A 1,437-nucleotide genomic window follows, 5' to 3' on the forward strand; every position below is an offset into this window, starting at 1 on the left:
CGCTTCCCAATCTTGAAGTCAAGCCACGTGAGTCACTGGGGGTACGACTTGGTAGCACCGTCGGTCACGAATCAGTGCCCAGAAGACGTTGACTCGTCGGCGTGCGAGCGCGAGCACGGCTTGGATGTGGCGCTTGCCCTCGGCTCGCTTCCTGTCGTAGAAGCGGCGCGAGTTCGGGTCGCTGCGGATGCTGATCAGCGCGGAAGTGTAGAAGACGCGTTGGAGGCCGCGGTGGTACTGCTGCGGCCTGTGCAGGTTGCCGTGGGACTTGCCGGAGTCGTGCGGGGCGGGTGCCAGGCCGGCGAAGGCGGCCAGCCGGTCAGGGGTGGCGAACGACGCCATGTCGCTGCCCACGACGGCCAGGAACTCGGCACCCAGCAGGGAGCCGATTCCGGGCATGCTGGTGATCACTTCAGCGAGTTCGTGCTGGCGAAACCGGCCCTCGATGAGCTTGTCGACTTCCGCGATCTTCTCGTTGAGGGCCATCACCTCCTCGACCAGCGCGCGCACCATCGAGGCGATGGCCGCCTCTCCCGGGACGGCTGTGTGCTGTCGCTCGGCGGCCTCGACGGCGGCGGTGGCCAGGGACTCGGCGTTGCGAACGTTTCGGGCTCGCAGCCACTTGGTGAGGCGGACCAGGCCGCTGCGGCGGATGGCCGCCGGGGTCTGGTAACCCGTCAGCAGTACGAGCGGCCCCTTGGTAGTCACGTCCAGGGCACGTTCCAGCGCGGGGAACATGCAGGTCAGGGTCGCACGGAGGCGGTTGATCGACCGGTTGCGGTCGCATGCGAGGTCGGTCCGGCGGGCGGTGAACAGCTTCAGCTCGGCGGTGATTTCGTCGCTGGGACGTATGGGCTTGAGATCGCGACGGACCCGGGCCTGGTCGGCGATGACGAGCGCGTCGCGGGCGTCGGTCTTCCCCTCGCCCCGGTAGCCGTCCGAGGCCCGGTTGACCGCGCGGCCGGGGATGTAGAGCAGTTCCTGTCCGTGGTTGACCAGGAGGGCGATCAGGAGGGCGGCTCCGCCGTCGGCCATGTCGACCGCCCAGGTCACCTCGTCCGCGAGGGCGAGGACGTCGGCGAGGAGCTGGAGAAGTTCCGGCTCGTCGTTGGCCATCCGACGCGACAGCAGCTTGGTGCCGTCCGCGTCGAGGACGACGCAATGGTGGTGGGTCTTGCCGCTGTCGATCCCGGCCCATGCCCGGCTCATCGTGCTCCAGTCGATCGTCGTTGCAGTACACGCCACGGACGACCTCGCCGGCATTGCCTTACACAGCGACTTGTTCGCATTTCCCAATCAGCGGCCTGGTCGTCGTGGGGTGCTGGGCGGCGAAGCGAGCTCAGCCACGGACGGCAGCCGCCTGAAAGCCACACCCAGCACCCCTGGGCGACCCAACCCTACGAATGGCTCGATCAACCCGTCCAAGAACGTAAGGCC

At 67.6% G+C, this 1,437-nt stretch carries 2 protein-coding genes; one reads left to right on the forward strand and one right to left on the reverse strand.

Annotated features, from left to right (window positions below; all coding sequences use genetic code 11):
* Positions 1–18: 18 nt before the first annotated feature.
* Positions 19–1,209 carry an IS110 family transposase gene (locus ACFVZW_RS37070; RefSeq protein ID WP_384531011.1) on the reverse strand — a complete coding sequence of 397 codons (1,191 nt, stop codon included), beginning with the start codon at positions 1,207–1,209 and terminating at the stop codon, positions 19–21.
* Here ACFVZW_RS37070 and ACFVZW_RS37075 point away from each other — a divergent pair.
* On the forward strand, positions 1,175–1,437 hold a 263-nt coding region (locus ACFVZW_RS37075), incomplete at its 3' end, for a hypothetical protein (RefSeq protein ID WP_384531013.1). The genes ACFVZW_RS37070 and ACFVZW_RS37075 overlap by 35 nt on opposite strands.

The sequence above is a fragment of the Streptomyces sp. NPDC059567 genome, from assembly GCF_042735655.1.
Lineage (GTDB): Bacteria > Actinomycetota > Actinomycetes > Streptomycetales > Streptomycetaceae > Streptomyces.